Genomic DNA, 25,507 nt, shown 5'->3' with positions numbered 1-25,507 from the left:
TGAGGAACGCATGACCGACACCACGACTCCCGCACTGGTCAAGCTCAGCAACGCAACACTGTCGTCTCTGCCTGCGACCGTTCAGGTTCCCAACTACGACCGCACCGGTCTCACGGCCGGTATCGTGCACTTCGGCGTTGGCGGTTTTCACCGCGCACACCAGGCCCTCATGATCGACGATCTGCTCGAGCAGGGCCTCGCCCGTGACTATGCCATCTGCGGCGTCGGCGTCATGCCCTCCGACGCGCGCATGCGTGACGCCCTGCTCGAGCAGGACGGGCTGTACACGCTCGTCGTGAAGCACCCTGACGGCACGCTCGACGCCCGCGTAATCGGGTCGATCATCGACTACCTGTTCGCTCCCGACGATGTGGAGGCCGTCATCGAGCGCCTCGCAAGCCCCGAGGTGCGCATCGTCTCCCTCACCGTCACCGAGGGCGGCTACAACATCCACCCGGTCAGTGGCCGGTTCGACCTCGGCAATCCCCAGGTCGCCGCCGACCTGCAAGCGGATGCCGCCCCCGCGACGGTCTTCGGCATTGTCGTCGAGGCCCTCCGACGCCGACGTGAGCGCTCCATAGTGCCGTTCACCGTCATGTCCTGCGACAACCTGCAGGACAACGGTCGCGTCGCCCGACGCTCCTTCGTGGCCTTTGCCACGGCCAAGGACGGCGACCTCGGTGCCTGGATCGATGCCGAGGTGAGCTTTCCGAACTCGATGGTCGACCGCATCACTCCGGTCACGACCGACGACGACCGCGCCCAGATTGCGACCACCTTCGGGCTCGCCGACAGCTGGCCCGTCGTCTGCGAGCCGTTCCTGCAATGGGTGCTCGAGGACGCCTTCACCGACGGTCGACCGCCGTACGAGAAGTCGGCCGCCCAGCTCGTGAGCGACGTCGAACCGTACGAGCTCATGAAGCTGCGCCTGCTCAACGCGAGCCACCAGGGGCTCGCTTACTTCGCGCACCTGTGCGGCTACCGCCTCGTGCACGACGCCGCGGCCGACCCGCTCATCGCCGGGTTCCTGCGCGCCTACATGGACCGCGAGGGGTCGCCCACGCTCAAGCCGGTACCCGGCATCGACCTCGAGGACTACAAGACGCAGCTCATCGAACGCTTCAGCAACCCGGGCGTGCGCGATACCGTCGCCCGCCTGGCCGCCGAATCCAGTGACCGCATTCCCAAGTGGCTGCTGCCGGTGATCCGCGAGCAGTCGGCTCGTGGCGGCGAACTCGCCCTCTCGTCCGCGATCGTGGCGAGCTGGGCGCGCTACGCCGAGGGGACCGACGAGCAGGGCGACCCGATCGACGTCGTCGACCGCATCAAAGACACGGTCATGCAGAACGCCGCCGGCTACGCGGGGGACCCGCACTCCTTCCTGCGCGACCGCGACCTGTTCGGCGACCTGATCGACGACGCCGCGTTCGTGGCGGCCTACGATCACGCGCTGGGCCTGCTGCACACGGTCGGCGCCCGCGCCACCCTCGAGAAGCTCCTGAAGCAGCTCGATTAGGCTTAGCCAGACAAACTGAGGTTTCAAAGGAGATGCCGTTGGCACTTAATCGTCGTGTGGTCGTCGGGGTCGATTCCTCGACCCAGAGTTGCAAAGTCGTGAGCGTCGACGCCGACACGGGTGAGCTGTTGCACCTGCAGAGCGCACCCCACCCCGACGGTACGAGCGTCGATCCCCAGCGCTGGTGGGAGGCCTTCGAGCAGGCCGGAGGAAGCGCATCCGCTGCGGGCGACGGCAGAGTGCTGGCCCTCGGCGTGAGCGCGCAGCAGCACGGCATGGTCGCCCTCGACGCGCACGGCACACCCGTTCACGACGCCCTGCTCTGGAACGATGTGCGCAGCGCCCCGCAGGCGAAAGCGCTGACCGAACGGTACGGCGCGTCGATGTGGGCCGAGGAGGTCGGCGTCGTGCCGGTCGCGTCCTTCACCATCACGAAACTGGCCTGGCTGCACGAGAACCGTCCAGAACTCGCCGCCCGGGTCGAGCAGGTGCTGCTGCCACACGACTGGCTCACCTGGAACATCCTCGGCCGGCCCCCGGAGGCCACCACCGACCGCAGCGACGCCTCGGGAACCGGATACTTCTCGGTGCACAACAATGAGTACCGCCTGGACCTGCTCGAGGCCGCCCTCGGCCACGCGGCCCGGGTGCCGCGGGTCCTCGGCCCGTCGGACCGGGCCGGGGTGACCAAGGGCGGCGTGATCGTGTCGGCCGGGGCCGGCGACAACGCCGCGGCCGCGCTCGGCCTCGGCGTCGCTGAGGGCGACGTGGTTGTCTCGATCGGCACGAGCGGCACCGTCTTCGCGAGCACCAGCGCCAGCATCACGGATGCCTCCGGCTCGGTCGCCGGGTTCGCCGACGCCGCCGGCGGCCAGCTTCCCCTGCTCGCCACCATCAACGGCGCCCGCACCCTCGTGGCCACAGCCCGCATGCTCGACGTGGATATCGAACGCTTCGGTGCCCTCGCCCTGGGCGCGCCGATTGACGCCGACGGTCTGCTCATGCTTCCCTACCTCGACGGAGAACGCACCCCGAACCTGCCGGATGCTACCGGGTCGCTCACCGGCATGCGCCGAGCCAACATGCGCCCGGAGAACCTGGCGCAGGCATCCGTTCTGGGGCTGGTCTGCAGCCTTGCCGACGCGCTCGACTCGCTGCGCGGCCAGGGCGTGCCGGTGCGCCAGGTGATCTTGATCGGCGGCGGGTCGCAGTCTCCCGCCGTGCAGAAGATCGCAGCGGATGTCTTCGGCGTTCCTGTCGTGCTGCCAGCCCCGGGAGAATACGTGGCACTCGGCGCTGCCCGGCAGGCCGCCTGGGCCCTCGACGGAGAGTTTGCCGAGTGGAAGCGCGAGATCGCGACCGGAGTCGACCCTGCGGACAACCGCGACTGGGCCGTCGACGTGCGCGCTCGCTACGCCGAACAGCGCGGTCTCATCTACGGGGTCTGAACCCAACCTGCGCCCGGCGCTCAGGGGTACCCGATGAACCAGAGCCGCCAGATCGCGCCCAGACTCGACAAACCCAGGTCATCAGAACGCGGCTCCACGGCGGCAGACGGCCGAGACTGTGGCGGAGCGCGGTGGTGTGCTGCGCTCCGCCCCGTTCGTCATCGCCCCAGACCAGCGGCCTGTTAACAGCAGCGCCCCTGCGGGTTCGCATCCTGGCGATCGGTCTGGTCGCGCCAGAATTCGCGCTCCGTCATAAGCGGATGCTCCGCGCGGGTGCCGCACGCGGCATCCGCTTCGTGGTGCGCCACATACTTCTCGTAGGCGTCCTCACCGAGGACCCCCTTGAAGAACCAGGCCACACTGCGAGCGCCCTTGCGGACGCCCGCCAGAAGGGCCATCAGTGGCCCTTGATTTTGATCTTCTTCTGAACGGGAAGGGCATCCCACTCGGCCTGCAGCACCTTTTCGGGCGGCGTCATGATGAAACCGGCCGGCGCGTAGATTTGCGACTGCACGGCGTCATCCTCGCTCGTGGCGCTGGAGTGGTTGCGATACGCGCGCACGGTGGCCTGGATGGCCGTGAGGATCACGATGATGGCGAGTACCACGAAGACGATCGACAGCACGCCCTGCACCATCGTGTTGCGCACGACGGCCTCCATGGCGAGAACGTTCGGCGCGGTGCCGAAGCTCGTCTCGCCCGCGGCGAGGGCGTCGGAGAACGCGCGGTTCTGCGCAAAGTAGCCGATGCCGGGGGTGGTCGAGAAAATCTTCAGGAACGACGCCGAGATGGTGACCACGGCGGCGAAACCGAGCGGCAGCGCCACGACCCAGAGGTATTTGAACAGGCCGCGCTTGGCGACGATCGCCATGCAGACGGCCAGGGCGATGGCCGCGAGCAATTGGTTGGCGATGCCGAACAGTGGGAACAGCGTGTTGATGCCGCCGAGCGGATCGGTCACCCCCATCAGCAGCACAGCTCCCCAGGCGGCGACCATGATGGCCGTTGCGGCCCAGGCACCGGGGCGCCACGAGGTGTTCTTGAACTTCGGGAAGAAGTTGCCGAGGCTGTCCTGCAGCATGAACCGGGCAACGCGGGTGCCGGCATCCACTGCGGTGAGAATGAACAGGGCCTCGAACATGATGGCGAAGTGGTACCAGAAGCTCATCATCGACGTGCCGCCGACGAGCTGCTGCATGATGTGCGAGAGCCCGACGGCGAGCGTTGGAGCGCCGCCGGTGCGGGAAACGATCGATTCCTCGCCGACGTTCGTCGCCATGTCGGTGAGCATGCTCGGCGTCAGGTTGACCCCGGTCAGGCCGAGGCTGTTCACGAAGGCGACAGCGCCCTGTACGGTGCCGCCGGTGAGGGCGGGCGAGGCGTTCATGGCGAAGTAGATGCCACGGTCGATCGAGAGGGCCGCGACGAGGGCCATGATCGCCACGAGCGATTCCATGAGCATGCCGCCGTAACCGATGAAGCGGGTCTGGCGTTCCTTCTGGATGAGCTTGGGCGTGGTGCCCGAGGCGATGAGCGCGTGGAACCCGGAGAGGGCGCCGCAGGCGATCGTCACGAACAGGAACGGGAACAGGGTTCCGGCCACGACCGGGCCGGTGCCGCTCACGGCGAATTCGCTCACGGCCGGCACGCTGATCTCGGGACGGATGATGACGATCGCCACGGCGAGCATGCCGATCGTGCCGATCTTCATGAAGGTCGACAAATAGTCGCGCGGGGCGAGCAGCAGCCAGACCGGCAAAATGGCGGCGATGAAACCGTAGATGATGATGCCCCAGGCGATGGTGACCTTGTCGAGCAGCAGGTAGGTTTGGCCCCAGTCGGTGCCGGCGACCATACCGCCGCCGACGATGGCGGCGATCAGCAGCACGAAGCCGATGATGGAGATCTCGGTGATCTTGCCCGGGCGGAAGAACCGCAGGTAGCAGCCCATGAACAGTGCGATCGGAATGGTCATGCCGACCGAGAAGACGCCCCATGGGCTTTCGGCGAGGGCGTTGGTGACGACGAGGGCGAGGATGGCCACGATGATGACCATGATCACGAGCGTTGCGATGAGGGCAGCGGTGCCGCCGATCACACCGAGTTCATCACGGGCCATCTGGCCGAGCGAACGGCCACCGCGGCGCATGGAGAAGTGCAGAATCAGGTAGTCCTGCACCGCACCGGCGAGCACAACGCCGACAATGATCCAGATGGTGCCGGGCAGGTAGCCCATTTGCGCGGCGAGCACCGGGCCCACGAGGGGGCCGGCACCGGCGATGGCGGCGAAATGGTGGCCGAACAGAACGCGGCGGTCGGTCGCGGCAAAGTCCTTGCCGTCGGCCTTGTACTCGGCCGGGGTGGCCCGACGGTCGTCGGGACGCACGATGTGCTTCTCGATGAATTTCGAGTAGAAGCGGTAGCCGATGAGATAGGTGCAGATGGCGGCGAACACGAACCAGATGGCATTGACGGTTTCACCGCGCACGACGGCGAGCATCACCCAGCTGAGACCACCGAGCAGCGAAATGGCCGACCAGATTGCGATTTTCACGGGTGTCCACTGGCGATCGTGGGCGTCAAGCTCCTCGGGATTCAGCGCGACCGCAAGGTCGTGCGGCACCCGTTTCAGGGCGGTCGGTTCGTGTGTCGTGCCTTCTGACGTGCTGGACGCGGCGCCCATATCTCCTCCTTGAGCCAACGCAGACGCTGTGAATCTGCCTGTCTACGTTACCTCGACGCGAGAATGGCTCAAACCCAGGGCGCAAATCGGGGAGACATCGAGCGCGTAAAATGGAACCTCGGGCATTCGCCCGCATTCTGCGCCTTCGACCATTGGAGCCACCGTGGCCGCACCCACTCATCTTGATTCCGTCATCGCCCTCGCCCGCCACCGCGGGTTTGTCTTTCAGGCCGGCGAGATCTACGGCGGTTCCCGTTCCGCCTGGGACTACGGACCCCTCGGCGTCGAGCTCAAGGAAAACATCAAGAAGCAGTGGTGGCGCTCGATGGTCACCAGCCGCGACGACGTCGTCGGCCTGGACTCGAGCGTGATCCTGCCTCGCCAGGTCTGGGAGGCATCCGGTCACGTCGAGGTTTTCAGCGACCCGCTGATCGAGTGCACCAGCTGCCACAAGCGTTTTCGCGCCGACCACCTCGAAGAGCAGTATGAGGAGAAGAAGGGCCGCCCGCCCGAAAACGGCCTCGACGACATTCCCTGCCCGAACTGCGGCAACCGTCACATCTGGACCGAGCCGCGCGCCTTCTCGGGTCTGCTGAAGACCTACCTCGGCCCGGTCGATGACGAGGCCGGCATGCACTACCTGCGTCCCGAAACCGCGCAGGGCATCTTCGTGAACTTCGCCAACGTGCTGCAGGCGTCGCGCTCCAAGCCGCCGTTCGGCATCGGCCAGATCGGCAAGAGCTTTCGCAACGAGATCACCCCCGGAAACTTCATCTTTCGCACCCGCGAGTTTGAGCAGATGGAGATGGAATTCTTCGTTGAACCGGGCACCGACGAGACCTGGCACCAGTACTGGATCGACACCCGCATGAAGTGGTACACCGACCTCGGCATCAATCCCGAGAACCTGCGCCTGTTCGAGCACCCGGCCGAGAAGCTCTCGCACTATTCCAAGCGCACCGTCGACATCGAGTACCGCTTCGGTTTCACCGGCACCGAGTTCGGCGAGCTCGAGGGCGTGGCGAACCGCGGCGACTTCGACCTGTCGACGCACGCGAAGGCCTCCGGTAAAGACCTGTCGTACTTCGACCAGACCAAAAACGAGCGCTGGACGCCGTGGGTGATCGAGCCCGCCGCCGGCCTGACCCGTTCACTGATGGCCTTTCTGGTCGACGCCTACGTCGAAGAAGAGGTTCCCAACGCCAAGGGCGGCGTCGACAAACGCACCGTGCTCAAGCTCGACCCGCGCCTGTCGCCGGTGAAGGCCGCCATTCTGCCGCTGTCGCGCAACGAGAAGCTGTCGCCGATGGCGCGCGAACTCGCCGCGACCCTGCGCCAGCTCTGGAACGTCGACTTCGACGACGCCGGAGCCATCGGCCGCCGTTACCGCCGCCAGGACGAGATCGGCACCCCGTTCTGCATCACGGTCGACTTCGACTCGCTCGACGACCAAGCCGTCACCGTGCGCGATCGCGACACCATGGCGCAGGAGCGCGTGCCGCTCGCCGAGCTCGAGGCTTATCTGGCCGTGCGCCTCCGCGGCGCCTAACCGACTCCAAACGGATGCTGCGGCGCCGGCCCCAGGCCGGCCCGCGGCATCCAGACAGTCACGTCGGCCGCACTCGCTGCTTTGACCGTCGCGAGGTGCCATCTTTGGCCCCATGAACGCGCCGATTCCGTCGTGGGGTGCCATCTTTGGCCCCATGAATCGGCGGCAAGGGGCTAAAACTGGCACCTCGAAAAAACACAGGGGCCAAAGGTGGCACCTCGCACTGAGCGACCGCCGCACATGACGAGAGGACGGTCGGCCGATGCACGGGGGACCGATTGCGGGTTAAGAGGCGATCGAGCCGGCGGCATCCGCTGCGCCGGCGGCGGGCAGCGTGACGTCGATGCCGAACAGGGCGTCGAGGCCGGTGAGATAGGCGTCTTGTTCGCCGGCGCGGGCGAGGTCGCGGGCCCGCACCATGGGGGTGTGCAGCAGCACGCCGGCCAGATGACGCAGGGCCGACTCGGTGGCTTCGCTCGAGTCGCCGCGGCTGCGCGCCCGGGCGATCTCGGCGTCGCGCAGCTCGAACACGTAGCTGCGCAGGGCCACGACGGCCGGGGTGAGGCTCTGCTCTTCGGCCACGTCGGAAAATTTACGGGCGGCTTTGCCTACGATCTCGCGGGCCTCGGTCGTGGCGTTGAGCTCTTCAAGCGGGGCGTGGATGCTGATGGTCTCAAGGTCGAGCAGTTCGACACCGGGAACGAGGGTCACGTCGGGCGCCACGTTGCGCGGCAAGCCGAGGTCGATGATGAGCTGCGGCGGGGCTTCGGGGCCGGAGTCGGCCGGGCAGAGACGCGCCGGCGCGTCGATGGTGGCGCCGGTGATGGCGAACGGGTCCGTGCCGATCTCGGCCCGACCGCGCTCGATCAGGGCGGCGTCGATGACGTGGTCGTCGCGCAGGGTGCAGGTGACGACGACGTCGGCGCGGGCGACCTCGGCGGCGAAATCCTCGGTCGGAACGGCGTCGATGCTGTGCGACGCGGCGAATCCGACGGCGCGGCCGGATGGTGAGTAAACGCGCACGTTCTCAGCTCCACGGTCGCGCAGGGCGGCGAGCGAGGCGCCGGCGTAGCGACCGGTGCCGACCAGCAGGACGCGGGCGCTGGACCAGTCGCTGACCCGGCTTTCGGCCAATTCGAGGGCGAGGCGCACGATCGACCGGCCGGCCGAGCCGATGCCGGTGCGGTTCTTGACGCCGCGCGAGGTTTGGGAGGCCCGCTGAAACAGGCGCTCGAGTTCGGGGCTCGTGGTTCCGTCGGCGCGAGCCTGCTCGAGCGCACGGCGCACCTGACCGGCAATTTCAACCTCACCGACAACGACGGATTCGAGCCCGCTGGTCACGGCGAACAGGTGCTCGGCCACGCCGTTGCCGTGCACAAGAGTGAGGTTGTCGCGCAGAACTTCGGCGTCGAGACCGCTCGAGGCACTCACGGCTTCAATGGCGGCGAACACGGCGGGCAGCGGTGACACGCCGTACGGCTCGTCCAGATCGAGGTAAGCCTCGAAGCGGTTGCAGGTCGCGACGACGACGGCGCCGCTGAGCGGCCCGTGCTGCTCCACCATGCGAGTGGCCGATGAGCCCCCACCCACAGACAATTTCTCCAGCACATCGAAGGTGGAGTTTTTGTGGCTGGCGGACAAAAGAATGAGCACTAGTTGATTCTACGACTTCTTGCTGTACGCTTCCGTCGCCGCTGTCAGGGATGTTTGAGACAATGGAGGAGATGATCCTCGACGCGCAGCATCCACTCTCCTCCGGCCTCACCGCCGATTCCCGCCTGATCCAGGCCTATCAGGGCACCCGACCCGCCGTGACGCCGGTGTGGTTCATGCGGCAGGCCGGTCGCTCACTGCCCGAATACCGGGAGTTGCGGGTGGGAACACGCATGCTCGACGTGTGCCTCGACCCCGAATTGGCCAGCGAAATCTCGCTGCAGCCGGTGCGTCGCCACAACGTCGACGCCGGAATCTTCTTCAGCGACATCGTCGTTCCGCTCAAACTCGTCGGTGTCGACGTGTCGATTGTGGCCGGCAAGGGCCCCGTTCTGGGTAAGGCGGTGCGCAGCACGGCGGATGTCGACGAGCTCACCTCCCTCGACCCCGCCCTGCTCGATGAGACCCTCGTCCCGATCAGTGCGGCCGTGTCACTGGCGGTCGCCCAGCTCGGATCGACCCCACTGATCGGCTTCGCCGGTGCCCCGTTCACCCTCGCTGCGTACCTGGTCGAGGGCGGTCCGTCGAAGGATCACATTCACGCCCGCACGCTCATGCACGCGCAGCCCGACGCCTGGGCGAAACTCATGGCCTGGACGGCCGACGTCACCGGCCGGTTCCTGCGTGCGCAGGTGCTCGCCGGCGCGAGCGCCGCGCAACTGTTCGACTCCTGGGCCGGAGCGCTCTCGCTGGCCGACTACGCGGCATCCGTCGCCCCGGCCTCAGCCGCGGCGATCGCCCACGTGCGCGACCTGACCTACAGCGTGCCGGGCGCGGCCGAAGAACAAATCGACCGCAACGTGCCGATCGTGCACTTCGGTGTGGGAACGGGCGAACTGCTCAAGGAAATGCACAACGTCGGAGCCGACGTCGTGGGCGTCGACTACCGGGTGCCCCTCGACGAGGCCAACCGCCGGCTCGGCGGCGCCGTTCCGGTGCAGGGCAACGTCGACCCGGCCCTGCTCGCGGCTCCGTGGCCCGTGCTCGAAGCCCACGTGCGCGACGTGCTCGAACGCGGACGCACCGCACCGGCCCACGTCCTCAACCTCGGTCACGGCGTTCCGCCCGACACCGACCCTGATGTGCTGACCCGCCTGGTCAGCCTTGTGCACGACGTGAGCGCGGCCGAGTAGGAGCAGCAACATGACCACACCGATCGATGTTCTCGTCATTGGCGGGGGCGTGGCCGGCATGGTCGCCGCCCGCGAATGCGCCCAGGTAGGGCTGAGCGTCACCATTCTCGAGGCAACGGATGCCGTGGGCGGCCCGGTCGCCGGCCACGTTCTCGACGGGCTCAGCCTCGACAGCGGCGCCGAGAGTTTCGCGGTGCGCGGCGGTACGGTGGCCGCTTTCATCGAGGATCTTGGCCTCAGCGGCCAGGTCGTTGCGCCCAACGTGGCCGGAGCCTGGCTGCACCTGCCGGCCCTCCCGTCCCGTTCACTGCGTTCGGGAGCCGATGCCGCGGTGAGCGTTCCGCTGCCCAGGGCCGGCGTTCTCGGCGTCCCCGGATCGCCGCTCGCCGACGACGTACGCCGGGTCATCGGCTGGAGCGGTTCGCTGCGCGCCTACCTCGACCGCCTCATGCCCGTGCTCACCATCGGCCGCGAGCACAGCCTCGGCGAACTGGTGAGAAAGCGCATGGGCGCGCGCGTGCTCGACCGCCTCGTGGAACCGGTCGCCTCCGGCGTCTACACGACGAGCGCCGTCGACCTCGAAATCGACGTTGTCGCCCCCGGACTCAACCGCGCCCTGACCACGGCCGGCTCGCTCTCCGGCGCCGTCTCTGCCCTGCGCGCCGGCGCGCCGGCCGGTTCCAATGTTGCCGGGCTGCTCGGCGGCATGGCCAGCCTCCCCGCCGCCCTCGTGGCCGCCCTCGACCGTCACAACGTGACCATCCGCACCTCGACCACAGCTGAAACTCTGGCCCGCTCCGGCACCGACGACGCGCCCACCTGGAACGTCACCCTCAGCCGCCCAGGGGATGCCCAGGCCGACACCCTCACAGCCCGCTACGTGATCATCGCGACCCAGGGCGCGCAGGCACTGGGACTGGTCAGTCCGCTCGGCCCCCAGTTCGACGCACTCGCCGAACTCGACTGGCCGGCTCCGACCGCCGTCACCCTCACCTCGCTCGTGCTCGACGCGCCCGCCCTCGACGCGCACCCGCGCGGTACCGGCGTGCTCGTGGCCATCGACGCCCCCGACGTCACCGCCAAGGCGCTCACCCACGTCACCGCGAAGTGGGCGTGGGTCGCCAAGGCCGCCGGCCCCGGCCGCCACGTCGTGCGGCTCTCCTACGGTCGCGCGGGAGCGCCCAATCCCACCGACGACCTCAGCGACGACGAGCTGCAGACGCTCGCGCTGCACGATGCATCCGTTCTGCTCGGAGTGCCGCTGCCGGCCAGCAGCCTGCGCGCGTTCGCCCGCACGGAGTGGCGCGATGCTCTCTCGCCGGCGACGCTCGGTGCGCCCGAACGTGCGCAGCAGGTGCGCGAAGCCGTCGCCCAGACCCCAGCGCTCGAGGTCACCGGCGCCTGGCTGGCCGGAACCGGCCTCGCCTCGGTCATTCCGCACGCCCTCGAAGCCGGCGACCGCATTCGGCACGCCGCCCTCGGCCTCACCATTACCGCGCCCGACCGGTAACCCTCGCTTCGAAACTGTGCACTTCCTGTATCGATACAGGCGCGCCCAGACATGCCGAGGCGACACCCCCGACGCAGACGGCGAACCGGGTTACTCTGGGGGGACCTTACGAGAGTGGAGACTCAATGCGCGGAAAACTTCTGTTCATCACGGGCGGCCTCGTCGGCTATGTGCTCGGTGCGCGTGCCGGCCGCAAGCGTTACGAGCAGATTGCGGCCGCCGCCAATGATCTCTGGAACGCCAAACCGGTGCAACGCCGGGTGACCGAGGTGCGCGACGCCGCCCTCGAACTGGTCGGTGACGTTCCCGCCACCCTGTTCAAGGCCGGCAAGAAGGCGGTCTCCCAGGCTGCAGCGAAGAAGAAGCAGACCACCAGCAAAGCGGATGCCTCCACCCCGGCAGCATCCACCTCCGCCGCCCAGGCCAGCGCCACCACGAGCCACACGGCCGCCGCGAAGCCGAAGGCGAAGCCGGCTGCGAAGTTGGCGGCGGACTCCGGCGACACGACCGCACACTGAACAGAACCCCGAAGATTCAGACACCTGAAACACCGACACCCGAACGTAGGGAAGGCAATCCGTGACTAGCAGTGGATTCAACCCGAAGAGCAAACGCCCGTTGCTCGCCCTGATCGGGGAGCTGCCCGGCCAGATCAGTGCCCTGGTCAAAGCCGAACTTGACGCCTTCAAAGCCGAGTTCGCCGCAAAGGCCAAGAATTTCGGGGTCGGTGCCGCCCTCTTCGTGGCGGCTGGCGCCATCCTCTTTTTCGCCCTCGGCGTGTTCGTCGCCCTCGCTGTCATCGCACTGGCCTTGGTGCTGCCGCTCTGGCTGGCCACCCTCATCGTGGCGGTGGCACTCGTGCTCGTGGCCGTCATCCTCGTGCTGATCGGTGTGAACCGGGTGAAGGCGGCCACCAAGCCCGACCCGGAAGGCGTACACGCGAGCATCCGTGCAGACGCAGATGCATTCAAGGGAGTTGGCGAATATGACCACAAATAGCAGCACGGAGACCCAGAAGCACGGCATCGGCGACCTGCGCGCCGAAGCGCGACACGCGCGCGCCGAACTCGCCTCGACGCTCGATGCGATCGAATACAAGCTCAACCTGCCCAAGCAGCTGCGCATCAAACGACGTCGCCTGACCCATGCCCTGCGTCAGCTCGGCGAAGACAGTCCGGCCGCTCTCGTGGGCATCGCGCTCGGTGCGGCGACCGTGGTGGGCGTGATCGTCTGGTTCGGCGCGTCCGCGGTGGCTAAAAACCGCTAGCTGTCGGTGGCTTCACAGGAACCGCGGCGCTCATTTTGGTGCCGGGACCAATACGGAGCAGACTAGAGCCATGACTCACCCGGCTGCCGGAGAGGCAGTACCCAGCGTTCAGCCCACCACCCTCATCGATCCTGAAGTTCCCGCGGCTTCGCCGCAGGGCTTCACTCTTTTCACCGTTCTGCGAAAAGATCCGCACAACCCCGACGACCTCGACGGCCGCGATGTTCCGCACGCCGTGAACGAGCTGGACGACGTGCTCTCCCTCATCGAAGCCGAGGGCGTCACCGTGCGCGGTTTCTACGATGTTTCCGGCCTCAAGGCCGACGCGGACGTCATGATCTGGACCCACGCCGACAACGCAGAGACCCTGCAATGGGCTAACCGTGAGCTGCGCCGCAGCCGCCTTCTCAAGAGCCTGCTGCCCACCTGGAATGCCATGGGCGTGCACCGCGACGCCGAGTTCAACAAGAGCCACGTGCCCGCATTCCTGCGCGGAGTCGAGCCCAAGGCCTGGCTCACCATCTACCCCTTCGTGCGCAGCTTCGAGTGGTACCTGCTGCCCGACGAAGACCGCAGCCGCATGCTCGCCGACCACGGCCGCAAGGGCGCCGCCTACCGCGGAGCCCTCGCCAACACCGTCTCGGCCTTCGCCCTCGGCGACTATGAGTGGCTCCTGCCGATCGAGAGCGACGAACTCACCGAGCTCGTCGACCTGATGCGCGGCCTGCGCGACACCGAGGCCCGCCGCCACGTGCGCGAAGAGGTTCCGTTCTTCACCGGCCGCCGCATCTCCACCGCCGAGCTCGTCGAGGTTCTGCAGTAATGGCCCAGTACGACGCCGTGCTGCTGGCCGGTTTCGGCGGCCCGGAAGGCCAGGACGACGTGATCCCGTTCCTTCGGAACGTCACCGGCGGCCGCGGCATTCCCGAGGAACGCCTCGAGGTCGTCGCCAAGCACTACCGCCACTACGGCGGCATCAGCCCGATCAACGACCAGAACCGCGTGCTGAAGGCGGCCCTGCAGGTTGAACTGAGCCGTCGCGGCATCGACCTGCCCGTGATCTGGGGCAACCGCAACTGGGCGCCGTACCTGCGCGACACCATTTCCGAAGCCCACGAGGCCGGCCAAAACCGTCTGCTCGCGATCGCGACGAGTGCCTACAGCTCCTACAGCGGATGCCGCCAGTACCGCGAAGACTTCGCCGCGGCACTGTCCGACAAAAACCTGACCGGCACCGTGCACATCGACAAGATCCGCCAGTTCTTCGACCACCCCGGCTTCGTCGACCCGTTCATCACCGGTGTGACGCAGGGTCTGAAAGACGTCGCCCTGGCCGTCCCCGGCATCGATGTGGACACCGAGGTCGAGATTCTGTTCTCGACCCACTCGATCCCCATGACGGACGCCAACAAGAGCGGCCCGGCCGAACGCGGTTTCGGTGAGGGTGGTGCCTACGCGGCGCAGCACCGCGCCGTCGCCCAGGTCATCATGGATTCCCTCGTGGAACCCGGAGATGACGAGGCGAAACTCCGAACACAGTGGCAGCTCGTCTACCAGTCCCGCAGTGGCCCGCCCAGCATGCCGTGGCTCGAACCCGACATCAACGATGCGATCGCCCTGCTGCCGGCCCGCGGCATCCGTGCGGTGATCATCGTGCCGCTCGGCTTCGTCAGCGACCACATGGAAGTTCTCTGGGACCTCGACAACGAGGCGCTGGAGACCAGCGAGAAGTTCGGCATCACCGCCGTGCGGGTTCCGACGCCCGGAGTCTCACCCGACTTCGTGAGCGGCCTCGTCGATCTGATCGAGGAACGCCTGAACGACACCCCCGTCGAGGACCGCCCGGCCAAGACCGCGCTCGGCCCCTGGTACGACGTGTGCCGCCCCGGCTGCTGCGAAAACGTGCGGCTCGGCTTCAAGCCGGCCGTCGCGGGAATGGCACCGTGACCGTTATTCGCGTGGGCACCCGCGCAAGTGCCCTCGCGCTCGCGCAGACCCAGACCATCGTCAACCGCATCGCGGCCTCCGCCGGCGTCGAGGTCGAAATCGTGCGGGTCACCACGCACGGCGACACCTCGACCGAACCGCTCTCGAGCCTCGGCGGCACCGGAGTGTTCGCGAGCGCCCTGCGCGAAGCCCTGCTGAACGACGAGTGTGACGTCATCGTGCACTCCTTCAAGGACCTGCCGACCGAGGCCCACCCCGGCTTACGTATCGGTGCGACCCCCAAGCGAGCGGATGCCCGCGACGTGCTGTGTGCGCGCGCAGGCTACACCCTGGACACCCTGCCGGAGGGGGCCCGGGTCGGTACGGGCTCGCCCCGCCGGGTGGCCCAGCTGCTCGAGCGACGCCCCGACCTGACGATCGTGGACATTCGGGGCAACATCGACACCCGGGTGGGGCGGGTCGCCGAGGGCGACCTCGACGCCGTCGTGCTCGCCGCTGCCGGCCTCGGCCGCCTCGGCCGACTCGATGCCGTCGCCACCGACTTTCTCGACCTGTCGGCCTGGCCGACCGCGCCCGGCCAGGGAGCGCTCGCGATCGAGGTGCGTGACGGCAAGCCCGATCGCCTGCTCGGCGTGGCACTCGCCGCGATGAACCATGCCTCCACCCAGGCCACGACCACCGCCGAACGCACCGTGCTGGCCCGGCTCGAGGCCGGCTGCGCCGCACCGATCGGTGCAACAGCGGTCGTCGACGATGGTCTGCTCTTTCTCACCGCGACCGTGTACAGCCCGGATGGCTCCCGCAAGGTCACCAGTTCGCACGCGGCGACGCCCGATTCCCACTCCGCCCTCCATCTCACCGAAGCCGCGCTCGACGTCGCCGAACGTGTCTCCATAGATCTTCTGGCCGGTGGCGCGGCCGAGTTCGCTCCTCTGAAAGTGACTGAGTGACCACGTGACCAATCAACTGACCAAGCCGCTCGCCGGCTGGCGAGTTCTCGTTCCGCGCGGCGGACCCTGGGGCGACCAGGTGGCAGCCAACCTGCGGGCCAAAGGTGCGCATCCGATCGTCGCTCCCATGATCAATTTCGCCGCGACCGACGACGCCCCGGCCCTCAACGCGGCGCTCACCCGCCTCGCCGCCGGTGACTTCGACTGGATGACGATCACGAGTGCCACGACCGTCGACGTTCTGTCGTCGCACCGTGCGGTCGTCGCGCCCGGAACGCGCATTGCCGCGGTCGGTGAAACCACCGCAGCCGCACTCGTTGCGGCCGGCTACCACGTGGACATCGTTCCCTCGGAAGACAATTCAGCTCGCGGTCTGCTGGAGGAATGGGAGACCGCCACCGCCGGGGTCATCCCGCTGCGCGTGCTGACCCTGCGCAGTGAGATCGCCAAGCCGCTGCTCAGCGAGGGACTGCGCCGCGTCGGCCACGACGTGGAATCCGTCGTCGCCTACCGCACCATCGGTGTTCCGGTCAGCGACCAGGTCGTCGCCGACGTCAAAGCCGGCCTCGTGCACGCCGTGCTGGTCACCAGCGGCAGCGTCGCGCGTCAGGTGCGCGAACAGTTCGGCGACATTCCCGAACGCACCCTCGTGGCCTGCATCGGCCCGCAGACCGCCAAGGACGCCAGGGCACTTGGACTGCGCGTCGATGTTGTCGCCTCTGAACGCAGTGCCGAGTCTCTCATCGAGGCGCTCGTCGACGCCGCCCTCGCGGGAACCGCACCTGCACTGTAGCCGGGCAGGTAACGACGAGATAACGAAACGTCCAGCCGGGCGGCGTAGGGTACAGGGGTGACCAACCCTGTAATCCGCCCGCGACGACTGCGCACCAGCGGTGCTCTTCGTCGCCTGGCCAGCGAAATTCGTGTTCACCCGGCCGAGCTTGTGCTCCCCATATTCGTGCGCGAAGGCGATGAGCAGCGTCCGATCAGCTCGATGCCCGGCGTTGTGCAGCACAGCATCGACAGTGCACGTCGTGCCGTGGTGCAGGCGGCCGAAGCCGGCATCGGCGGCATCATGCTCTTCGGAGTGCCCTCCCGGCGCGACGCGACCGGGACCGGGGCGACCGACCCGAATGGCATACTCAACCTGGCCACCCGCGCCCTCGCCTCCGAGATCGGCGACGCGCTCGTCGTGCAGACCGACCTGTGCCTCGATGAATTCACCGATCACGGCCACTGCGGCGTACTCGCCACCGACGGCCACGTCGACAATGACGCGACCCTTGAGCGCTATCGCGACATGGCGCTGGCCCAGGCCTCGGCCGGTTCAGCACTGCTTGGCCTGTCCGGAATGATGGACGGCCAGGTCGCCGCCGTGCGTGAGACCCTCGACGCCAACGGTTTTGAGGACACCGCTGTACTCGCCTACTCGGCCAAGTACGCCTCGGCCTTCTACGGCCCGTTTCGTGAAGCCGTCGCCTCGACCCTGGTCGGCGACCGCCGCACCTACCAGCTCGACCCGGCCAACCGTCGCGAAGGCGTGCGCGAAGCTCAGCTCGACATCGACGAGGGCGCGGACATCGTCATGGTCAAGCCGGCCGGCAGCTACCTCGACGTACTCGCCGAGGTAGCCGCCATGAGTAATATTCCGGTTTGGGCATATCAAGTTTCCGGTGAATACGCCATGATCGAGGCGGCTGCCGCACAGGGTTGGATCGACCGGCGTCGCGCGGTCGAAGAGTCGGTGCTGAGCATCCGACGCGCCGGCGCCGACGCCGTACTCACCTACTGGGCCGTTGAACTGGCCACCTGGCTCAAGGAGGAGCAAGCATGACCGACACGATCAGTGCAGAAGCGATGTCGACGCCGGGGGAGCACGCCGCCACCCACAATGGCGAACTGTTCGACCGCGCCCGCCGTGTGATTCCCGGGGGCGTCAACTCGCCGGTGCGAGCCTTCGGCTCGGTCGGTGGCACCCCGCTCTTTCTGGTGAAGGCTGCAGGAGCCTACGTCACTGACTCCGACGGCCGTGAATACGTTGACCTGGTTAACTCGTGGGGACCGGCCATTCTCGGGCACGCCCACCCCGAGGTCATCAAGGCCGTGCAGGACGCCGCCGCCCTCGGCTTGTCGTTCGGCGCGTCGACACCGGCCGAGACCGAACTGGCTGAACTCGTCGCCGAGCGGGTCGGCGCAGTGCAAAAGCTGCGCCTGGTGTCCACCGGCACCGAAGCGACCATGACGGCCATTCGTCTGGCCCGCGGTTTCACCGGTCGTGACCTGCTGATCAAGTTCGCCGGGCATTACCACGGCCACTCTGATGGTCTGCTCGCCCAGGCCGGCTCCGGCCTCGCGACGCTCGCGCTGCCCGGTTCGGCCGGCGTCACCGCCGCGACCGCCGCGCAGACGCTCGTGCTGCCGTACAACGACCTTGATGCCGTGCGGGCCGCCTTCGCAGCGCACCCCGGGCGCATTGCCGCCATCATCACCGAAGCGGCCGCCGCCAACATGGGCGTCGTCGCCCCGGACGCCGGCTTCAATGCGGCGCTGTCGTCGATCGCGCACGCGAACGGGGCGCTGCTCATCCTCGATGAGGTGCTCACCGGTTTTCGGGTGAGCCGCTCCGGCTTCTGGGGCCTCGAGACCAGCAGCCTCGAGTCGGCCGGCGAAGAGTTCTACACGCCCGACTTGCTCGCCTTCGGCAAGATCATCGGCGGTGGCCTGCCCGTCGCCGCTCTCGGCGGTCGAGCCGACGTAATGGACTTTCTCGCCCCGGCAGGCCCGGTCTACCAGGCCGGAACGCTGTCGGGCAACCCGGTCGCCGTCGCGGCCGGCATCGCGACCCTTAGCCTGCTCGACGAGAGCGTGTACGACCGGCTCAACGCGACCGCCACCATCCTCTCGGAGGCGGTCTCCGCCTCGCTCGCGGCCGAGGGCGTTGCCCACCGGGTGCAGCGCGCCGGCAACCTCTTTAGCTTCGTCTTCGGCGAAGAAGCGCAGGGTTCGGCCCCGCGCAACTACGCCGATGTGCAGCGTCAGGAGTCCTTTCGCTACGCACCGTTCTTCCACGCCATGCTCGACCACGGAGTGTCCCTGCCGCCGAGCGTGTTCGAGGCGTGGTTCGTCTCCGACGCGCATGACCAGAGCGCCATCGGGCGCATCTTCGAGGCGCTGCCGGCGGCGGCGAAGGCTGCGGCCGCCGCCACCCCGCCGGCGTGATCACGAGAGAACAGGGCTGACCCAGCGAGCGGATGAGCGTGGCCGACCGCGGTCATCCGCTCGCCTTGTTGAAATCCTGCGCTGGGGCGTCTCTGGTTTTGTTTGCGTAAGACAACGGGTTTTCGTCCCTGACCGGGCAGACTGAGACAATGGCTTCCCTGAGCGTGCATTCTGACCGGCTCGAGATCCACCTGACGCGCGCGGAAAGAACCCTCGCGCTGCGGCGGGAGTCGATCGTGGTGCAGCGGGACAACATTCGTTCGGTGATCATCACGGAAGATCCATGGATCTGGTTGCGTGGAATTCGTGCCCTCGGCTCGATCATTCCGCTCATCGTGGCGGCCGGAACCTGGAAGTTTCACGGCGGCAAGGACTTCGTCTCGATCAAGCGTCACCGTCCGGCCGTGGTGATCGACCTCGTCGACGAGGAATTCGCCCGTGTCATTCTCACGAGCCAGCACGCGACCGATCTGATCGACTCCCTCAAGCTGCCGGTCGAACAGACCCCGGCTGAACCGAGCAGCTAGGTGACGTCCTTCTTCCAGCTCACGACGTAGCCGATCACGGTTGCGACCAGGGCGTAGCCGAGCAGCACGAGGCCGCCCTGCCACCAGTCCAGCGGCGGGGTACCGGCAGGGCTCGCCATGGTGAAGACGCTCGCGCCGACCAGGGCATCACTCGCGGCGCCAGGAAGAAAGTTGCCGATCTTCGCGGTGACCTCGAGGAACGAGGCCGCCAGCCGCAGCAGCGGTTCAACGAACTGGGTGAAGGCCAGCACGATCACGATCGAGGCGACCTGGTTCGGCACGAGCACGCCGAGGCCAACGCCGATGGCCGCCCACAGGCCCATGGCGAGCAGGGTGCGAGCGATCAGCAGCCACGTCTGCGAGTCGAGCAGCAAAGCGTCGACTCCGAACGCGCTCAGCACCCCACCACCGATACCAACGGATGCCGCCAGCGCGACGACCCCGAAGCCCGCACCGATCAAAATAAGTGTCGCCGTTTTCGCGCCGAGCACCAGACCGCGGCGGGGTGTGGCCAGGAACGTCGGCGTCAGGGTCTGGTGACGAAATTCACCGGTCGTCGCGAGGGCGCCGAGCAACACCGGAAAAACATAGCCCACCGAGGAAGCGAAGCTGTAGATCAGCGGCGGGAGACTGCCGAAATCAGTGGGGCCGCCGCCGGTGTTCACGGCATCCGGACTGATCACGCCGGTTTGGATTCCGGCGAACAACGCCGCGAGGCCGCCGGCCAGCAGGCCAATGTAGCAAAACAGCACGATGACGAGGATCCACCACAGGCGGGTGGTGAAGATCTTGGCGAATTCGGCCGAAACAGACCGCAGAAACATTGTCATAGCGTGTGGCCTCCGCCGACGAGGGCGAGAAAGGAGTCTTCAAGGCCGGCCTTTTGCCTGTGCAGCACGCTCAGCTCGACTCCGGCGGCAAAGGCGATGTGACCGAGCACGGCCGGGTCGGGTGAGGCAGCGAGCAGGCCGGTGCGGCCGATCGAAAAGCTGATGCCGGCTGACGTGAGGGCTGCGGCGAGGTTCTCGCGGTCGGGAGAATCGACGATCGTCTGGGGCGCGGCATCCGTGTCGAGGCTGGAAAGTGGGCCGAGGTGCACGAGTTCGCCGCGGGCGATGATGACGACGTCGTCGACGCTCTGCGCCACCTCGGAGAGCAGGTGGGAGCTGACCAGCACGGTGCGTCCTTCGGCGGCCATGTCGCGCAGAAACCCGCGGATCCAGCGGATTCCCTCCGGGTCGAGTCCGTTGATCGGCTCGTCGAGCACGAGCACACCCGGGTCGCCGAGCAGGGCGTAGGCCAGGCCGAGGCGTTGGCGCATGCCGAGCGAGTAACCGCCGACCCGCTGGGCGGCGTGGGCGGCGAGGCCCACCTGGGTGAGCACCTCCATGACGCGGGTGCGCGGCAGTCCGGCAGCGATCGCATAGACACCGAGGTGGCTTCGGGCGGTGCGTCCCGGGTGAAAGCTCGCGGCTTCGAGGGCTGCGCCCACCGTCTTCAGCGGATGCGGCAGGTCACGGTACCGCACGCCGCCGAACGTAGCCGCGCCGCTGCTGGCTGCGACCAGTCCGAGCAGGATGCGCAGCGACGTGGTCTTTCCGGCACCGTTCGGACCGAGAAAGCCGGTGACCCGGCCGGGTTCCACCGTGAACGACAGGTCGTTGACGGCGGTGACCCCGCCAAAGCGTTTGCTGATGTTGGTGAATTCGATAACAGCGCCGGTAGGCATCCGACTCCCCTCTGTGTGCTTCCACCCTATGGCCCGGCGGGCCTTTTTTAGGCTGCCGACCGGGGTTTATCTGCGTGGGCGTGCGCGGCGCAGGCCGGCGCCGCCAGCGCGACGCACTCGGGGCAGACCACCAGCTGCTCCCGGCACGACGCCTGTCGGCAGTTGAGCATGTTCGTCGTCGGCGCCGCGCAGACCTGGCAGACGCCGAGCACGGCAGCATCGGGAGCGAAGTCGAGCGACATCCGCTGGTCGAAGACGTAGAGCGAACCCGACCACAGGCCCTCGTTGCCAAAGGCCTCGCCGTAGCGCACGATGCCGCCGTCGAGCTGGTACACCTCACCGAAACCACGAGCCTTCATGAGACCGCTGAGCACCTCACAGCGGATGCCGCCGGTGCAGTAGGTCACCACCGGCCTGTTTTTGAGATGGTCGTATTTGCCGCTGTCGAGTTCCGCCACGAACTCGCGGGTGTTGGCCACGTCGGGCACGACCGCGTTTCGGAAACGGCCGATCTCGGCCTCGAATTTGTTGCGCCCGTCGAAGAAGACGACGTCGTCGCCTTGAGCGGCGACGAGCGCATTGAGCGCGGCCGGTGCCAGTTTGGTGCCGCCGCCGATGACTCCGGTTTCGTCGACGCGCAGCTCACCGGGGGCGCCGAAGCTCACGATCTCCTCGCGCACCTTGACCACGAGCCTCGGAAAATCGAGGCTGTGCCCGCTGGCGTCGAGGCCGGTGCCCTCGCTCCACTTGAAATCGATGTTTTTGAACGCCGGATAGTCGCGGGTTTTGCGCACGTACTTCTTGATGGCGGGCAGGTCGCCGCCGACCGTGCCGTTGAGGCCGTCGGCCGAGATGAGGATGCGCCCGCGCAAGCCGAGCCCCGCGCACAGGTCGCGCTGCCAGAGCCGGATGGCCTCCGGGTCAGCCAACGGCGTGAAGATGTAATAGAGCAGAATCTTCGGAATGGCCATGGGCCCATTTTACGAGGGCACCCGCTGTCCGGGAGCACGCGTTGTCGGGTTTGCGCTGGCCGGGCACGCGTTGGCTGGGGGCGCAGCGGAGGCCCCACACTTCGCTAGGGTCGTAAACAGTGGCATCCGTTCGGAAGTTACACGCAATCCGGAAATGGACTCCCCATGGGACGCACTCGAATGGTGGCCGCGCTCGCCGCCGCCGCCATCACCCTGCTTGCCGGTTGCGCCGGCACACCCGCCGCCACGCCCGCCGCCGATGGAACGCAAATCGTGCGCATGGCGACGATGCCGTGGATCGGCTACGGCCCGTGGTACATCGCCGAGACCGATGGCATCTTCGCCGACGCCGGACTCTCGGTCGAGCAGACCGAGTTCGAGGGGGACGCCGAGGTCAACGCCGCGTTCATCTCCGGCAACGTCGACGTGGCCAACGTCGCCACCCACACGGCCATGCTCATGCAGCAGGCCGGTGTGCCGATCAAGATCGTGCTGATCGAGGACGTCAGCACGACCGCCGACGCGATCATCGCGCCCGCCGGCATCGAGTCGATCGCCGACCTCGCCGGAAAGAAGGTCGCCTACGAGCAGGGCACGACCTCTGATCTGCTGCTCAACTACGCCCTCGACGACGCGGGCATGACCCTCGATGACATTGTGGCCGTGCCGATGAACGCGGCCGACGCCGGCGTGGCCCTGATCGGCGGCAAAGTTGACGCCGCCGTCACGTACGAGCCGTACATTCAGACAGCCCTCGCCGAAGACGCCGACCTCGGCGTGCTGTTCAGCGCCGATAAACTCCCCGGCCTGATCAGCGACGTGCTCGTGGTCAGCGACGACTTCATCGCCGAACACCCCGACACCATCCAGGCGCTCGTCTCCTCCTGGGGCCTCGCCCTCGATTCGTACAACGCTGACCAGCCCGCCGGCCGGGCGATTATCGCCGATGCGGTGGGAGAAGACGCGGCGGCGCTCTCCTCGGCTTTTGACGGCGTCATTTTCTATGACGGCGCGCAGAACGCCAATGAACTCGGTGGCAGTTTTCTCAATGAAGCCATGCCGCTCGTTCGGAAGGCCGCTCAGTCCGCCGGCATCCTCACCGGTGACGTCGACCTGAGCGCGCTGGTCGACCCGCAGTTCGTGGCGAACTGATCAGCGTTCTCGCGGGGCGGCCGACGCGGCGCCGGCGTCACCTCGGCCAGAGAATCAGCCGGCGGCAGTACCTGCTGATCTCCGTCAGTACCTTTGCCGGGTTCGTGGTGTTGTGGTCGCTCGCGACCCTGACCGGACTGGTGTCGCCGCTCTTCCTGCCCTCGCCGGTCGCGGTCGGGGAGCGGTTCGTCACGCAGCTGCAGAACGGTGAACTGCCCACGGATGCCTCGGCGAGCGTGTACCGCATCGCCGCCGGATTTCTGCTGGCCACCGTCATGGCCGTGCCGATCGGCATCCTGATCGGCACTTCGGCCCGCGTCGAGGCCGCCCTCGAACCGCTCATCGACTTCGTGCGCTACATGCCGGTGGTGGCGTTCGTGCCGCTGACTATTCTGTGGGCCGGCATCGACGACGGCCAGAAATTTCTGATCATCTGGATGGGTACCTTTTTTCAGCAGGTGCTGCTGATAGCGGATGCCGTGCGCCAGACCCCCCGCGGCCTCATCGATCTCGGCGAGACCCTGGGCCTGAATAATCGACAGATTCTGACCCGCATCGTCTTACGTTCCTCGGCCCCGCGCATCTGGGACGCCCTGCGCATCACCCTCGGCTGGGCCTGGACCTGGCTGGTGGTGGCCGAACTGGTTGCCGCTTCGAGCGGACTCGGGTATCGCATCACGCTGGGGCAGCGCTACTTTCAAACCGACACGATCATCACCTATGTGCTCATTCTCGGAGTGCTCGGCCTGGTCACCGACCAGATCATGCGCGCGTGGGGGCGACGCATGTTCCGTTACGAGAGGAGCAGCCGATGACCCCCAAGGTGTCGATTCGAGACCTCAGCAAGAGCTTCGGCGACGTGCACGCCCTCGACCGGGTCTCCCTCGACCTCCACGCGAACGAGTTCGTCTCTGTGGTCGGTACCTCGGGCTGTGGCAAGAGCACCCTGCTCTCGATCATCGCCGGTCTGACCGAGCAGGACTCCGGTTCGGTCACCGTTGACGGCGTGCCGGTTACCGGCCCGGGCCGCGACCGCGGCGTGGTCTTTCAGGGCTTTACCCTGCTGCCCTGGCTGACCGCGCAGCAGAACGTGCAGTTCGCCCTGCAGGACGAACCGTTGAGCCGGGCGGAACGAGCCAGCACGGCGCAGCAGTTTCTGGCCCTGGTCGGCTTGGCCGGGTTCGAGAATGCGTTCCCGCGTGAACTGTCCGGCGGCATGCAGCAACGCGTGGCGATCGCTCGTTCGCTCAGCTACAAGCCGCAGATTCTCTTGATGGATGAACCGTTCGGCGCGCTCGATGCCCTCACCCGGCGCGAGATGCAAACCCTGCTCACCCGGGTCTGGGAACAACACAAGCTCACCGTGCTCATGATCACCCACGACATCGAGGAGGCCATCATCACCTCCGACCGGGTGCTCGTTATGAGCCGTCGCCCCGGCCGAATCCGCGCCGATCTCACGGTGCCGCTGGCCCGGCCTCGCCTGGCCGCGATGAGCTCCGAGCCCGAGTTTCGCCAGCTGTACAGCAGCATCCTCGAGCTCGTGCACGAACCCGCGGCGTAGGCTGTCAGTCCCACTCGCGCAATCAGGAGGCCCCGTGACCATCGACCCGCTCGCCCGCTTCGGCGAAGTGCCCCAGTTCTCACTCACGAGCACGGACATGACCGACGGCGGCCCGCTGCGCCCGGCCCAGTACGGCACCGATGCCGGGGGAGCGGATGTCTCCCCGCAGCTGTCCTGGTCGGGTTTCCCCGCCGAGACCCAAAGTTTCGCCCTCACCGTGTACGACCCCGACGCTCCGACCGGCTCCGGATTCTGGCACTGGGCCGTGGCGAACCTGCCGGTGGGGGTGACCAGCCTGCCGGCCGGCGGTACCCTGCCGGCTGGCGCGCTCGTGCTGCCGAACGAAACGCGCCTCACGTCGTTCGCCGGTGCCGGGCCGCCGCCCGGAACCGGCACGCACCGCTACCAGTTCATCGTGTACGCCGTCGATGTGCCGTCGCTTGACCTCGACCCGCAATCCACTCCGGGTGTTCTCGGCTTCAACCTGCACTTTCACACGCTCGCGCGTGCGGTGCTGGAGGCGACCGGGGTCGCGGGCGGGGCATCCGCTGCCTGATTGCGTGGTCTGACACCCATCTGAAACTTGGAATTACCCCCAAATGGGGTACTTGCCAGCGGGGATTCGGGGA

General features: G+C 67.3%; 25 protein-coding genes. 19 read left to right on the top strand and 6 right to left on the bottom strand.

What is annotated here, in order from left to right; genetic code table 11:
- The first annotated feature begins 10 nt into the window (after positions 1–10).
- Both BMW72_RS02085 and xylB read left to right on the top strand, forming a co-directional pair.
- Positions 11–1,516 carry a mannitol dehydrogenase family protein gene (locus tag BMW72_RS02085; RefSeq protein ID WP_092106723.1) on the top strand — a complete coding sequence of 502 codons (1,506 nt, stop codon included), beginning with the start codon at positions 11–13 and terminating at the stop codon, positions 1,514–1,516.
- 38 nt (positions 1,517–1,554) lie between these two features.
- Positions 1,555–2,964 (top strand): xylulokinase, encoded by a 1,410-nt coding sequence (gene xylB / locus BMW72_RS02080; RefSeq protein WP_241983984.1) that lies wholly within the window; start codon positions 1,555–1,557, stop codon positions 2,962–2,964.
- Between the two features lie 182 nt (positions 2,965–3,146).
- Here xylB and BMW72_RS02075 read toward each other — a convergent pair whose 3' ends face one another.
- A complete protein-coding gene (locus BMW72_RS02075; protein ID WP_092106719.1) occupies positions 3,147–3,362 on the bottom strand; it encodes a YbdD/YjiX family protein in 216 nt (71 codons plus the stop codon).
- On the bottom strand, positions 3,362–5,647 hold the full coding sequence (locus tag BMW72_RS02070; RefSeq protein ID WP_092106717.1) for a carbon starvation CstA family protein: 2,286 nt from the start codon (positions 5,645–5,647) through the stop codon (positions 3,362–3,364). The genes BMW72_RS02075 and BMW72_RS02070 overlap by 1 nt, the downstream gene beginning before the upstream one ends.
- A 163-nt stretch (positions 5,648–5,810) precedes the next feature.
- Here BMW72_RS02070 and BMW72_RS02065 point away from each other — a divergent pair, with 163 nt between their 5' ends.
- Positions 5,811–7,196, top strand: coding sequence for a glycine--tRNA ligase (locus tag BMW72_RS02065; RefSeq protein WP_092106715.1), 1,386 nt, complete (start codon positions 5,811–5,813; stop codon positions 7,194–7,196).
- A gap of 285 nt (positions 7,197–7,481) precedes the next feature.
- Here the strand turns inward: BMW72_RS02065 and BMW72_RS02060 are convergent, their stop codons facing one another.
- Positions 7,482–8,849: a glutamyl-tRNA reductase gene (locus BMW72_RS02060; protein WP_092106713.1), complete on the bottom strand. Its 1,368-nt coding sequence runs from the start codon at positions 8,847–8,849 to the stop codon at positions 7,482–7,484.
- A 50-nt stretch (positions 8,850–8,899) separates the two neighbouring features.
- Here BMW72_RS02060 and hemE point away from each other — a divergent pair, with 50 nt between their 5' ends.
- The 12 genes from hemE (at position 8,900) to BMW72_RS02000 (ending at position 19,462) form a co-directional block, all read left to right on the top strand.
- Positions 8,900–10,042: a uroporphyrinogen decarboxylase gene (gene hemE / locus BMW72_RS02055; protein WP_241983983.1), complete on the top strand. Its 1,143-nt coding sequence runs from the start codon at positions 8,900–8,902 to the stop codon at positions 10,040–10,042.
- A gap of 10 nt (positions 10,043–10,052) precedes the next feature.
- Complete coding sequence (locus tag BMW72_RS02050) at positions 10,053–11,552, top strand: protoporphyrinogen/coproporphyrinogen oxidase (RefSeq protein WP_092106709.1); 1,500 nt, start codon at positions 10,053–10,055, stop codon at positions 11,550–11,552.
- A gap of 125 nt (positions 11,553–11,677) precedes the next feature.
- The gene (locus BMW72_RS02045) at positions 11,678–12,070 is read left to right on the top strand and encodes a hypothetical protein (protein ID WP_092106707.1); all 393 of its coding nucleotides are present in this window, start codon (positions 11,678–11,680) and stop codon (positions 12,068–12,070) included.
- Between the two features lie 61 nt (positions 12,071–12,131).
- Entirely contained in the window at positions 12,132–12,551 is a 420-nt protein-coding gene (locus BMW72_RS02040) for a phage holin family protein (RefSeq protein ID WP_092106705.1), read from the top strand.
- On the top strand, positions 12,538–12,819 hold the full coding sequence (locus BMW72_RS02035) for a hypothetical protein (protein WP_241983982.1): 282 nt from the start codon (positions 12,538–12,540) through the stop codon (positions 12,817–12,819). The genes BMW72_RS02040 and BMW72_RS02035 overlap by 14 nt, the downstream gene beginning before the upstream one ends.
- 70 nt (positions 12,820–12,889) lie before the next feature.
- The gene (hemQ, locus tag BMW72_RS02030) at positions 12,890–13,642 is read left to right on the top strand and encodes a hydrogen peroxide-dependent heme synthase (protein ID WP_092106703.1); all 753 of its coding nucleotides are present in this window, start codon (positions 12,890–12,892) and stop codon (positions 13,640–13,642) included.
- Positions 13,642–14,766, top strand: a complete 1,125-nt coding sequence (locus BMW72_RS02025; protein WP_092106701.1) for a ferrochelatase — start codon at positions 13,642–13,644, stop codon at positions 14,764–14,766. Before hemQ ends, BMW72_RS02025 begins: the two co-directional genes overlap by 1 nt.
- Positions 14,763–15,716, top strand: coding sequence for a hydroxymethylbilane synthase (hemC, locus tag BMW72_RS02020; protein WP_092106700.1), 954 nt, complete (start codon positions 14,763–14,765; stop codon positions 15,714–15,716). Before BMW72_RS02025 ends, hemC begins: the two co-directional genes overlap by 4 nt.
- A 4-nt stretch (positions 15,717–15,720) precedes the next feature.
- Positions 15,721–16,509, top strand: coding sequence for a uroporphyrinogen-III synthase (locus BMW72_RS02015; protein ID WP_092106698.1), 789 nt, complete (start codon positions 15,721–15,723; stop codon positions 16,507–16,509).
- A 57-nt stretch (positions 16,510–16,566) separates the two neighbouring features.
- Entirely contained in the window at positions 16,567–17,550 is a 984-nt protein-coding gene (gene hemB / locus BMW72_RS02010; RefSeq protein ID WP_092106696.1) for a porphobilinogen synthase, read from the top strand.
- A complete protein-coding gene (gene hemL / locus BMW72_RS02005; protein WP_092106694.1) occupies positions 17,547–18,935 on the top strand; it encodes a glutamate-1-semialdehyde 2,1-aminomutase in 1,389 nt (462 codons plus the stop codon). The genes hemB and hemL overlap by 4 nt, the downstream gene beginning before the upstream one ends.
- Positions 18,936–19,084: 149 nt before the next feature.
- Positions 19,085–19,462 carry a hypothetical protein gene (locus tag BMW72_RS02000; protein ID WP_092106692.1) on the top strand — a complete coding sequence of 126 codons (378 nt, stop codon included), beginning with the start codon at positions 19,085–19,087 and terminating at the stop codon, positions 19,460–19,462.
- Here BMW72_RS02000 and BMW72_RS01995 read toward each other — a convergent pair.
- From BMW72_RS01995 to trhO, 3 genes are read right to left on the bottom strand one after another with little or no spacing between them, the layout of a single operon-like run.
- Positions 19,459–20,286, bottom strand: coding sequence for an ABC transporter permease (locus tag BMW72_RS01995; RefSeq protein ID WP_092106690.1), 828 nt, complete (start codon positions 20,284–20,286; stop codon positions 19,459–19,461). The two genes, BMW72_RS02000 and BMW72_RS01995, sit on opposite strands and share 4 nt — an antisense overlap.
- 2 nt (positions 20,287–20,288) lie before the next feature.
- A complete protein-coding gene (locus tag BMW72_RS01990) occupies positions 20,289–21,191 on the bottom strand; it encodes an ATP-binding cassette domain-containing protein (RefSeq protein WP_092106688.1) in 903 nt (300 codons plus the stop codon).
- 47 nt (positions 21,192–21,238) lie between these two features.
- The gene (trhO, locus tag BMW72_RS01985) at positions 21,239–22,162 is read right to left on the bottom strand and encodes an oxygen-dependent tRNA uridine(34) hydroxylase TrhO (protein ID WP_092106686.1); all 924 of its coding nucleotides are present in this window, start codon (positions 22,160–22,162) and stop codon (positions 21,239–21,241) included.
- A 165-nt stretch (positions 22,163–22,327) separates the two neighbouring features.
- Between trhO and BMW72_RS01980 the strand changes: the two genes are divergently transcribed.
- The 4 genes from BMW72_RS01980 to BMW72_RS01965 all read left to right on the top strand — a co-directional run bounded on the left by BMW72_RS01980 (position 22,328) and on the right by BMW72_RS01965 (position 25,434).
- Positions 22,328–23,314, top strand: a complete 987-nt coding sequence (locus tag BMW72_RS01980; protein WP_198416348.1) for an ABC transporter substrate-binding protein — start codon at positions 22,328–22,330, stop codon at positions 23,312–23,314.
- Between the two features lie 104 nt (positions 23,315–23,418).
- Positions 23,419–24,129, top strand: coding sequence for an ABC transporter permease (locus tag BMW72_RS01975; RefSeq protein WP_241983981.1), 711 nt, complete (start codon positions 23,419–23,421; stop codon positions 24,127–24,129).
- The gene (locus tag BMW72_RS01970) at positions 24,126–24,878 is read left to right on the top strand and encodes an ABC transporter ATP-binding protein (protein WP_092106680.1); all 753 of its coding nucleotides are present in this window, start codon (positions 24,126–24,128) and stop codon (positions 24,876–24,878) included. The genes BMW72_RS01975 and BMW72_RS01970 overlap by 4 nt, the downstream gene beginning before the upstream one ends.
- Positions 24,879–24,975: 97 nt before the next feature.
- Complete coding sequence (locus BMW72_RS01965; protein WP_174843177.1) at positions 24,976–25,434, top strand: YbhB/YbcL family Raf kinase inhibitor-like protein; 459 nt, start codon at positions 24,976–24,978, stop codon at positions 25,432–25,434.
- Positions 25,435–25,507: the final 73 nt, after the last annotated feature.

This window comes from Cryobacterium luteum (assembly GCF_900110125.1).
Classification (GTDB): Bacteria; Actinomycetota; Actinomycetes; order Actinomycetales; family Microbacteriaceae; genus Cryobacterium; species Cryobacterium luteum.
The sequence above is the reverse complement of the archived record's forward strand: the minus strand, read 5'-3'. Positions and strand labels throughout refer to the sequence as shown.

Bases quoted from the DNA above. Each gene is read 5' to 3' on its own strand.
- hemL (WP_092106694.1), top strand. From the start codon at position 17,547: ATGACCGACACGATCAGTGCAGAAGCGATGTCGACGCCGGGGGAGCAC.
- BMW72_RS02070 (WP_092106717.1), bottom strand. From the start codon at position 5,647: ATGGGCGCCGCGTCCAGCACGTCAGAAGGCACGACACACGAACCGACC.
- BMW72_RS01970 (WP_092106680.1), top strand. From the start codon at position 24,126: ATGACCCCCAAGGTGTCGATTCGAGACCTCAGCAAGAGCTTCGGCGAC.
- BMW72_RS02000 (WP_092106692.1), top strand. From the start codon at position 19,085: ATGGCTTCCCTGAGCGTGCATTCTGACCGGCTCGAGATCCACCTGACG.
- BMW72_RS02050 (WP_092106709.1), top strand. From the start codon at position 10,053: ATGACCACACCGATCGATGTTCTCGTCATTGGCGGGGGCGTGGCCGGC.
- BMW72_RS02045 (WP_092106707.1), top strand. From the start codon at position 11,678: ATGCGCGGAAAACTTCTGTTCATCACGGGCGGCCTCGTCGGCTATGTG.
- BMW72_RS01990 (WP_092106688.1), bottom strand. From the start codon at position 21,191: ATGCCTACCGGCGCTGTTATCGAATTCACCAACATCAGCAAACGCTTT.
- BMW72_RS02035 (WP_241983982.1), top strand. From the start codon at position 12,538: ATGACCACAAATAGCAGCACGGAGACCCAGAAGCACGGCATCGGCGAC.
- BMW72_RS02025 (WP_092106701.1), top strand. From the start codon at position 13,642: ATGGCCCAGTACGACGCCGTGCTGCTGGCCGGTTTCGGCGGCCCGGAA.
- BMW72_RS02085 (WP_092106723.1), top strand. From the start codon at position 11: ATGACCGACACCACGACTCCCGCACTGGTCAAGCTCAGCAACGCAACA.
- BMW72_RS01995 (WP_092106690.1), bottom strand. From the start codon at position 20,286: ATGTTTCTGCGGTCTGTTTCGGCCGAATTCGCCAAGATCTTCACCACC.
- BMW72_RS01965 (WP_174843177.1), top strand. From the start codon at position 24,976: ATGACCGACGGCGGCCCGCTGCGCCCGGCCCAGTACGGCACCGATGCC.
- BMW72_RS02075 (WP_092106719.1), bottom strand. From the start codon at position 3,362: ATGGCCCTTCTGGCGGGCGTCCGCAAGGGCGCTCGCAGTGTGGCCTGG.
- hemQ (WP_092106703.1), top strand. From the start codon at position 12,890: ATGACTCACCCGGCTGCCGGAGAGGCAGTACCCAGCGTTCAGCCCACC.
- BMW72_RS01980 (WP_198416348.1), top strand. From the start codon at position 22,328: ATGGGACGCACTCGAATGGTGGCCGCGCTCGCCGCCGCCGCCATCACC.
- hemE (WP_241983983.1), top strand. From the start codon at position 8,900: ATGTTTGAGACAATGGAGGAGATGATCCTCGACGCGCAGCATCCACTC.
- trhO (WP_092106686.1), bottom strand. From the start codon at position 22,162: ATGGCCATTCCGAAGATTCTGCTCTATTACATCTTCACGCCGTTGGCT.